This is a genomic window from Dolichospermum sp. UHCC 0259, assembly GCF_009711935.1.
Lineage (GTDB): Bacteria > Cyanobacteriota > Cyanobacteriia > Cyanobacteriales > Nostocaceae > Dolichospermum.
Map to the genome: position 1 here is coordinate 1 of NZ_VIKX01000215.1, position 8,798 is coordinate 8,798.

Sequence of the window (8,798 nt, forward strand, 5' to 3'; positions counted from 1 at the left end):
CACAAATAGAAAACTGACAGACCACTAGTGTATAGCTATCATTGGCAGTATTACACCTTATTTAATCCACGATCCTTAGTTGTTTTTTCTGAGTTGGGTTTTGACATTCATCTAACAAACGTCTCAATAAATCTGTTCCTAGTCTTTGCAGTTCTTGTACTTCAGTGATTTCGCCCAAATGCAAATGGACACGAATTAAGTCTCGTAAAACCTCAAGGCGCAATTGGGGAAAATCTTCTAATGTCAGGAATTTGAGGGATTCGTTATAACTTTTAGCGGCTTTGCGGTAATAGGTGCGGGGGTGGCGTTGTCTTAACCCTTGGGAATAGTGAGCATCACCAATATATTGATGTAATAAACCTTGAGCTTCTGGTTGGGGACAATATTTCAACCCTTCTTCAAAACTTGCTAATTCGCCATCATAGCCACGCTGGTTGAGATCGGGATTTCTTCTAACTACTGCACTCGACAAACTCAGGAAAGGATCGTGACCCCTTGATTCTCCAGCTGCAATACCCCTATTTAACCAAGCTTGGTGTAAATCAGGTTGAAAATGCACAGCCTGGTCGTAGGAAGCGATCGCTTCTTCATACCTCCCTAAATTATTCAGTGCAGCACCCTTTCCGTTCCAAGCTTCGTGGTAATCAGGTTTAAATTGGAGAGCTTGGTCAAAGGAAGCGATCGCCTCTTCATATCTCCCTGATTTCCCCAAAGCAATGCCCCGTCCGTACCAAGCTTCGTGGAAATCAGGTTTAAATTGGAGAGCTTGGTCAAAGGAAGCGATCGCTTCTTCATACATCCCTAAATTCCCCAAGGCATTGCCCCGGCTGTGCCAAACTTCATGGAAATCAGGTTTAAATTGGAGAGCTTTGTCATAGGATACGATCGCTTCTTCATACATCCCTAAACTCCCCAAGGCATTGCCCCGGCTGTGCCAAACTTTATGGTAATCAGGTTTAAATTGGAGAGCTTTGTCATAGGATACGATCGCTTCTTCATACATCCCTAAATTCCCTAAAGCAATACCCCGGTTGTGCCAAGCATCGTGGTAATCAGGTTTAAATTGGAGAGCTTTGTCATGGGATGCGATCGCTTCTTCATATTTCTCTAAATTACCCAAAGCAATGCCCCGGTTGTTCCAAGCTTGGTGGAAATCAGATTTAAATTGGAGAGCTTTGTCAAAAGAGGCAATCGCTTCTTCATATCTCCCTAAATCATCCAAGGTATTGCCCAGTCCGTACCAAGCTTGGTGGTAATCAGGTTTAAATTGGAGAGCTTTGTCAAAAGAGGCAATCGCTTCTTCATATCTCCCTAAATCATCCAAGGTATTGCCCAGTCCGTACCAAGCTTGGTGGTAATCAGGTTTAAATTGGAGAGCTTTGTCAAAAGAGGCAATCGCTTCTTCATATCTCCCTAAATCATCCAAGGTATTGCCCAGTCCGTACCAAGCTTGGTGGTAATCAGGTTTAAATTGGAGAGCTTTGTCGTAGGAGGCAAGAGCCGCTTCATGTTTCCCTAAATTACCCAAGGTAACACCCCGGTTGCACCAAGCATAGTAGTAATCAGGTTTAAATTGGATAACTTTGTCAAAGGAGACAAGAGCAGCTTCAAAACTTCCTGCCGTAAATTGCTCACCACCACGATTAAACCAAGCTTCCGCCTGTCCAACTTCTGTTATTTCTTCACTTCCAGATGGGATAACAACATCATTCGTTTCCTCTGGTTGCAACTGTACCCCAATCTGATAAGCCACCTTACCTAAATCCATACCCAAATCACGCAACAGTACCAAACGCCTACCTAACTCCTGATTGGGCGCATCAGCAACCAATAACCTTTCCCCAAACCCCCGCAACCAAATAATTAACTCAGCCTCAGTCACACCATTGGTAGCTAATAAGCCCTTGACTCCTGCCCTGGTCAACCCCTGTTCAACCTCAGCCAACAACCGGAAAAATAAAGCCTCATACTCAGCATCAGTTAACCGTCGCGCTGGTTTTACTTCCACAGGTGCAGAAGTGGGTTCTTTAATAAATACACGCCGCCACAACTTTTGAAGCCACTGCCAAATCTGTCTGAGCATGGTTGCTAATTCACATCGCTACGGAATATTTTAGCAACTTCCGTACATTTGCAGTTAATTTTTGCAGCGTTGCATAATGGCGGTATGAATTAAGTTTCGCGCAAAGGCGCAAAGGAGCAAAGCCGCAAAGTTTGAGATTTTAATTCTCTGTAAAATGTTTGCAAAGAGTTCACGGTGAACTGACGCAATAATTTCTTAAATTCTTGAAAAACTCTTAATATCTTCTTTAGGAGTGAAGCCAAAATCTCAGACTACCCTTAAAGAGAAAGGATCTGCAAGAGAAAGAGCCAAACCCAAACAAAAGATTTAAACTGAACTATGACACTACAAAGCTTTGGTGTGATTGGATTAGCGGTTATGGGCGAAAATATCGCACTTAACGTAGAAAGAAATGGCTTCCCAATTGCAGTTTACAACCGCTCTCGTGAAAAAACCGATGCCTTCATGGCGCACCGCGCCCCAGGACGGAACGTTAGAGCCGCTTTTAGCCTCGAACAATTTGTCGCCTCATTGGAACGTCCCCGCAAAATTTTGGTGATGGTACAAGCTGGTAAGCCTGTTGATGCGGTAATTCAACAGCTTAAACCTTTACTGCAAGAGGGTGATATCATTATTGACGGTGGTAACTCTTGGTTTGAAGATACCGAAAGACGCACTCAGGAATTAGAACCCATCGGTTTACGCTATATCGGTATGGGTGTGAGTGGTGGTGAAGAAGGCGCATTAAATGGTCCTTCTCTCATGCCCGGTGGGACAAGAAGCTCCTATGAGTATCTATCCCCCATTTTCAACAAAATCGCGGCTCAAGTTGATGATGGTCCTTGTGTAACCTACATTGGTCCTGGTGGTTCTGGACACTATGTAAAAATGGTTCACAACGGTATTGAGTACGGTGATATGCAGTTAATTGCAGAAGCCTACGATTTGCTGAAAAATGTGGCTGGTTTAAGTGCAGCACAACTTCATGAAGTGTTTGCTCAATGGAATACAACTGACGAACTCAATTCATTTTTGATTGAGATTACCGCCAATATTTTCCCCTACGTAGATCCTGACAGCAAGATTCCTCTCGTTGATTTGATTGTTGACGCAGCCGGTCAAAAGGGTACTGGTCGTTGGACTGTACAAACTGCTTTGGAATTGGGTGTAGCTATTCCCACAATTACAGCGGCGGTAAATGCTCGGATTCTCTCTTCGATTCGAGATGAACGGATTGCTGCTTCTAAGATTATCACTGGACCAAATGCTAAGTATGGTGGCGATATTGCAGCTTTTGTGAACATGGTGCGTGATGCTCTTTATTGTTCCAAAATCTGTTCTTATGCTCAAGGTATGGCACTGTTATCTACAGCTTCCAAAACTTACAATTGGGAATTGAATCTGGGCGAAATGGCGCGGATTTGGAAGGGTGGTTGTATTATTCGGGCTGGTTTCTTGAATAAGATTAAGAAAGCTTTTGACGAAAATCCAGCGTTACCTAACTTGTTGTTAGCGCCTGAGTTTAAGCAAACAATTCTGGATAGACAAGCTGCTTGGCGGGAAGTAATTGTCACTGCTGCTAAGTTGGGTATTCCTGTACCTGCTTTCAGTGCTTCTCTAGATTACTTCGATAGTTACCGCCGCGATCGCTTGCCACAAAACTTAACTCAAGCACAACGCGACTACTTCGGCGCTCACACCTACAAACGTACCGACAAAGAAGGCTCTTTCCACACTGAGTGGGTTCCCATTGCTGAAGCTCAGAAGTAAGATATTTCTGGTTAAGCATTCAAGTTAATTCTTGCCATTTATTTCGGCAAGATTGCCTGTAGGGGCGGGGTTTCCCCGCCCTTAATTGTAACAATTAAAGACTTTAAATTCAGTTAGTAAAGATAAAGAGATTTAGATGCAATTCACAGAAAATGAATTTAGGGATTATTTATTTAACAACCACAAAGAAAATATTTCTGATTTAATTGTTGGGCGCAGAAATCCTGTTACTTGGAAGAGTACCGAATTTCCACCATTACGATTTTTATTACAAAAATTAGCTGAACAAAGAATCAACGAATTACTGGATGGTCTAGAATCATTAGTAATTACTGCAAGGGAGTTGAAACTTGGAAAATTGGGTGATTCAACAACAAGATTGGATCTTTTTGGTAGTTCCGAAAAAAATGGCATAACAATCATTGAACTGAAAAAATCACAGCAAACTGAGCGCCAAGCTTTTACTGAGCTTCTTGCATATGCTAATCATTTTTGTTCAATATTTCCAGGGCTTAAAGAAAGCTCAATCACTTCAGTATTGATAGCTCCGATGGAGGTAAGAACTGTCAGAGATGCCTTTGTTCAAGAACTTGTCGCAAACAATAAAAGTGTTGTGGCACTGATACCAAAAGATGATAATGGCAAAATAACCTTATCTGTCTACTATCCAGACGAATCATATTATCAATGGTTTGAAAATAATCTGCTCGATGACAGGTCAATGTCAACTGTAGTAATAGCCTTTCCAATAATTGAAGGATGGATAGATGATGATACTTTGAGTGAAGACAAAACAATACCTGATTATTCAAAGGATGCACTAAACACAATCTCCAATGCAATCTCACATAGGCTAGAGTCGGAAGGTTTTCATGCACTTGTATATGCTTCTCAAAAATGGGGGGAGATTGGTCAGTCTATTCCTTATCCAAATACAATATGTGTAGCAGCAATTAATCCTTTTTCATCATTTCGTACTGCCACTTATGAAGATACTATTTACGGTGAATCAGAACAAGGGCGGCTATCTGAAATCCAATCCATCTATAATCAACTAAGCGATGATGAACAAGAATTTTGGCTTGAAAGTATTGAGTTGAACTTTCATAATCGCCTTATAAAATCCGTTAGAGAAGAGTTCAAACTTTGCTTTAAGAATAGAAATGACTCAAATTTCTATAGTGAAATTTCTCTGCCAGATTGGGACGAATTCAAGCGCAGTAAGATTGACTCAGGATGTACTCATAAACTAGATATATATTTAACTGGATTGCTGAGGTTAATATATATGACTTATATCAGCCATATATATGACAGCAAAGAAAATTGTATATTTTACCATGATGATTTACCCAAATACTCCTACGATACTTTAAGGAAGTTCTTACCAGTTTGGGAAATATTACGAGTTCTTGGACTTGGAGAAGAGCAAGTCTAAGAATGGGATGCACTAGAAGTTTTTGCACTTCGTTGTTATATTTATATGATAGATCATAACTTTATAACTCAGTTATTGGTATTGCAAGCGATTCCTAGTTCGTACTTCGCTATCGCACTGACAGCAGTTTTAGGGCAAACCCAACAATAAATCTCAGGATCAAGAGGCAATTGTGACTTTAAAAATGTAAAATATCTAATATATTCCCTAGTTTTATCCATCTCAATTAAAATCCAAATAGAGGTGACAATGGTTTTACAATTAGTCAGACACCAATTTACAGTTAAGCAATTTCACCAAATGGCTGAATCTGGTATTTTGTCAGAAAATGATAGATTAGAATTAATTCGGGGGGAAATGATTGATATGTCACCTATTGGAAGAAGACACGCTGGTTGTGTCAATAGATTAGTTAATTTCCTGATTCAGCTTCTCGGCAAGAAAATAGTGCTTGCACCTCAAAATCCTGTGGAATTAGATGAAACTTCTGAACCCCAACCGGATATAGCATTATTAAAACCCCGTCCAGATTTTTATAGAAATTCACACCCCCAACCAGAAGATATATTTTTGTTAATAGAAGTTGCCGATACAACGGTAAAATATGATCGGGAAGTAAAAATTCCTTTGTATGCAGAAGCAAATATTCCTGAAGTTTGGTTAGTAGATGTTAATCAAGAAATTATAGAAGTATATCGAAATCCTCTCCAGGGAATTTATCAAGATGTCCAGAAGTTAGTAAAAAATGAGATTTTATCAATTTTAGCTTTTCCTGATGTGCAGATTAATGTAAGTGAAATATTTTAAAAATATAAAAATTACCAATCTTATGCGTTTCCTCGTCTGATAAGGTACAAAATTATCTGTGTTCATCTGCGTTTATCTGCGTTTAATTCTGACTTCTTGTACCTGATAAATGGTGTTGGGTTTTCTTGCGTCAACCCAACCGACAAATACTACTTAACAGGGATAGAATCAACATCCACAGTTTCGCCAGCGGCAGGGGCATGATTAGCCGGATTGGTGGTACTATTTTCTACAGTCCCCTTTTTTGCTTTCCAACCATCAAGAACTAAGGAAGAAACTTCGGAAACGAATAAACTCAACAGTAAAACATCGTCAATTTGACCAATAATAGGAATAAAATCTGGAGAAATATCTAAAGGGCTAATTAAATAGGGCAACTGTGCCGATAATTATCCACCAACGGTATTTAGGATTGCGTAGTGTGTTCCGATACCATGTATAAAGGGATTGAATTGAGAAGTTCATACTCTTAACCTCCAGTGATTTTTTTATTTTGGCAAATAATCCTCTAAACTCCCGGTGGGAATAACCGTCATATTGTGGATAGAAGATGTTACTCCTGAGTAATTAATCAGAAAAGTTTGTGAGTAGTGCAAAACTCTCTAAAATGAAAATGCCTTGACTACTCGGAATGGAGAGAGGAAAACTACACAGTGGATATTTTAGATTTGTTTAAGAAGGGCGGGCCTGCTATGTGGCCTTTGCTAGTTTTATCAGTCCTATCACTAAGTGTGATTTTTGAACGTCTATGGTTCTGGTTACGGATTCTTGCCCAGGAAAAAGAAATAGTCAATCGGGTTCTGGATGCTGCTGGTGAGGATTGGGGAATCGCTGAAGCAATAGCTGAACAATCTATAAAACAGCCCGTTGGCAGGTTTTTATATGCACCTTTAAGCTTACAAAAAAGTGATCCAGAAACCTTCAGATTAGCGCTAGAATCTACCGCAGCCGACGAGATAGCGGGAATGCGTCGGGGTGAAAAACTTTTAGAAGCTGTGATTGCCCTTTCACCACTGTTAGGATTATTGGGAACAGTTTTAGGTTTGATTCGTTCTTTAGGTGCAATTCGTATTGGTGATTTGGGAACTGAATCTACAGCCGGTGTCACTACAGGGATTGGGGAATCGTTAATTAGTACAGCAGCCGGATTAATAGTAGCGATCGCTAGTTTAGTATTCTATCGCCTATTTCAAAGTTTTGTTGTTAACCAAGTTAAAATTTTCAACAAAGCCGGCAATGAATTGGAACTGCTTTACCGTCAATATCCTCCCGAACCTAAAACAATTAACACAGACAGATTCTCAAAACGCACCTCTACAAATTTCGATTCATCTTCTCAGCTAGAATCAAAAACATTTATTCAAGAACCGGAAAATGAGCCAAATGATCCGATTGATAATTACGGTTTAAACCTTGTAGATTCAGAAAATTTGCCAGATAACAAGGTTGATAATACAAATTTGAACTCTGGAGAAAAACAAGAAGATGAAAGTTAAGCTAGACACCTCCGGTGAAGACCTTCAAATTCAAATTATCCCCCTAATTGATGTTGTCTTTTGTATTCTGACATTCTTTCTTTTAGCAGCTTTACAATTTACCCGTCAGCAAGCAATTAATGTTGACTTACCCAAAGCTAGTACAGGCGAAAATTCTGCGGCTAATTCCCAAATTAAAAGCAAAATATTACCTGTAACAATTGATGCTATTGGACTAACTTACATTGAAAAAGAACCAGTGAAACGGGAGGATTTAGAAGCACGTTTACAACAATATATCCAAACAAATCCAGACGGGATTTTGGTATTGAATGCGTCGCGGACAGCTACTTATAACGACGTAATTCAAACCTTAGACTTGCTGAGAAAAGTAGGAGGAAATCGTGTATCTTTGGGAATTATCCCCGGTTCATCTCAACCATTAACAAATATACCCAATTTCCCTACTCCTCCCATACCGAATAATCCCACCAACCCAGAAATTAACTCACCGGAAAATTTGAGGTCTTTACCACCGATTAACCCAAATCCCTTGCCTACACCGGGGAATGGAATTAACCCCGGTACTTTACCTCAAACACCTGTAACACCAGGAACCAATAATGCGTCTCCTCAAAATTAAACCCATTTTGTGAGAAACTTTGGATATTTTCTCCCCATATTTTCCTTAACAATTAGGAAGTTATGGGGATATTTTTAGGTAAATTTAAACAAGAAATGTAGGTTGGGTTAAGCGACAGCGCAACCCAACATTATCAAGGATTCTGAGGCTTAACCGAGCAGTATTGGAAGTTATGGGGATATTTTTAGGTAAACTTAAACAATTGCATCTAGGAGAAAAATCATGAAAGCAATATTAATGACCGCATTGGGTAAACCAGAAGTTTTACAACTACAAGAAGTTCCTCAACCCATACCCACAAACAAAGAAATTTTAGTAAAAATTTTTGCTGCCGGTGTTAATCCCATTGATACTAAAATACGTCAAAGGGGGACATTTTTCCCGGAACAAATGCCAGCTATTTTAGGATGTGATGGTGCAGGTATAGTAGAAGCTGTGGGTAATGATGTCCAAAAATTTGGTGTTGGTGATGAAGTATATTTTTGCTATGGTGGTTTGGGTGCAAGTCCAGGAAATTATGCTGAATATATCATTGTTGATGAGAGATGGTAACTGTTCACACTCCCCCACTAAAAAGGAATTAGGAAGTAACAGGGATAGGAG

Annotated in this window: 6 protein-coding genes and 2 pseudogenes; 6 read left to right on the plus strand and 2 right to left on the minus strand. The window is 39.8% G+C overall.

Annotated features, from left to right (window positions below; all coding sequences use genetic code 11):
- Positions 1-61: 61 nt before the first annotated feature.
- Positions 62-2,083 carry a tetratricopeptide repeat protein gene (locus tag FJR05_RS18025; protein ID WP_168645390.1) on the minus strand — a complete coding sequence of 674 codons (2,022 nt, stop codon included), beginning with the start codon at positions 2,081-2,083 and terminating at the stop codon, positions 62-64.
- 318 nt (positions 2,084-2,401) lie between these two features.
- Between FJR05_RS18025 and gndA the strand changes: the two genes are divergently transcribed.
- The 3 genes from gndA (at position 2,402) to FJR05_RS18040 (ending at position 6,077) form a co-directional block, all read left to right on the plus strand.
- Positions 2,402-3,832, plus strand: coding sequence for an NADP-dependent phosphogluconate dehydrogenase (gndA, locus tag FJR05_RS18030; protein ID WP_168645391.1), 1,431 nt, complete (start codon positions 2,402-2,404; stop codon positions 3,830-3,832).
- 136 nt (positions 3,833-3,968) lie between these two features.
- Complete coding sequence (locus FJR05_RS18035) at positions 3,969-5,270, plus strand: hypothetical protein (RefSeq protein ID WP_168645392.1); 1,302 nt, start codon at positions 3,969-3,971, stop codon at positions 5,268-5,270.
- A gap of 249 nt (positions 5,271-5,519) precedes the next feature.
- On the plus strand, positions 5,520-6,077 hold the full coding sequence (locus FJR05_RS18040; protein WP_168645393.1) for a Uma2 family endonuclease: 558 nt from the start codon (positions 5,520-5,522) through the stop codon (positions 6,075-6,077).
- Between the two features lie 149 nt (positions 6,078-6,226).
- Here FJR05_RS18040 and FJR05_RS18045 read toward each other — a convergent pair.
- A pseudogene (locus tag FJR05_RS18045) lies at positions 6,227-6,542 on the minus strand (YkvA family protein).
- A 188-nt stretch (positions 6,543-6,730) separates the two neighbouring features.
- Here FJR05_RS18045 and FJR05_RS18050 point away from each other — a divergent pair.
- The 3 genes and pseudogenes from FJR05_RS18050 to FJR05_RS18060 form a co-directional block, all read left to right on the plus strand.
- Positions 6,731-7,573 (plus strand): MotA/TolQ/ExbB proton channel family protein, encoded by an 843-nt coding sequence (locus FJR05_RS18050; RefSeq protein ID WP_168645394.1) that lies wholly within the window; start codon positions 6,731-6,733, stop codon positions 7,571-7,573.
- The gene (locus FJR05_RS18055) at positions 7,563-8,195 is read left to right on the plus strand and encodes a biopolymer transporter ExbD (RefSeq protein WP_168645395.1); all 633 of its coding nucleotides are present in this window, start codon (positions 7,563-7,565) and stop codon (positions 8,193-8,195) included. Before FJR05_RS18050 ends, FJR05_RS18055 begins: the two co-directional genes overlap by 11 nt.
- 222 nt (positions 8,196-8,417) lie before the next feature.
- Positions 8,418-8,744: pseudogene (locus FJR05_RS18060) on the plus strand (alcohol dehydrogenase catalytic domain-containing protein); the annotation flags it as partial.
- Between the last annotated feature and the right edge of the window lie 54 nt (positions 8,745-8,798).